The following is an 852-nucleotide window of genomic DNA, read 5'->3' on the forward strand; positions in this document are numbered from 1 at the left end:
AACGCCTCGGCAGTCAGCTTGATCAATTGGTGGCGAATAACACCCTATCTGGCTATCGCAGCATCCACCAGCTACTGCCGACCATCAATGAGCAGAAGCTCAACTATCAACTGGTCAGCGAACTGTATCGCAACCAAAGCCAGTCTCTACAGGGCGGATTAGGTTGGGCGACTTTCCCTGAGCTGCCGTCTTATCGAGAGATCACCGTAGCAGATTTCTTACGTTCCCCCGTGTCTGAGCCGATGCGCTCATTGTGGCTTGAGCCTATTAATGGCCAGCAAGCCGCAATCGTATTGCTGCAAGATATTCAGGACCCAGAGCGCTTCGATGCGTGGCTGAATAATAAAGAGACCAAGCTATTGAATGCCAAGTACCTCAACAAGGCTGATGAGATCTCTTCGCTATTTTCGGAGTATCGCATCAAAGTGCTTGAGCTGCTGCTGGTTGCACTGGCTGTCATTGGTCTTGTACTTGGATGGCGTTACGGCCCACAGAGAGCCATTATTATGTTACTACCATCCGTTATTGCCGGAGCGGCAGGGCTTGGCGTAACGGTATTGGTCGGGTCGAGCATTAATCTATTCAATTTGCTGGGCTTGATTCTGATCTTAGGCATAGGTATCGACTACACCCTATTCTTTGCTGAGCAGAAAAAATCGCTCGGAACTTTATTGGCTATCTCTCTTTCAGGTATCACGACCCTACTCTCATTTGGGTTGCTATCGCTAAGCCAAACTCACGCTATCCATAGCTTTGGCATCACGGTGCTCACTGGTATCTTCATCGCATGGCTACTAGCGCCAATGGCCATAGAGTCAGAAGAAAGCCCAATGCACAGAAGGATGAAATGAT

At 49.2% G+C, this 852-nt stretch carries 1 pseudogene; it reads left to right on the forward strand.

Going from position 1 to position 852, the window contains the following annotated elements:
• A pseudogene (locus KIV40_RS34310) lies at positions 1–851 on the forward strand (MMPL family transporter); the annotation flags it as partial.
• Between the last annotated feature and the right edge of the window lies 1 nt (position 852).

The sequence above is a fragment of the Vibrio sp. D173a genome, assembly GCF_030248475.1.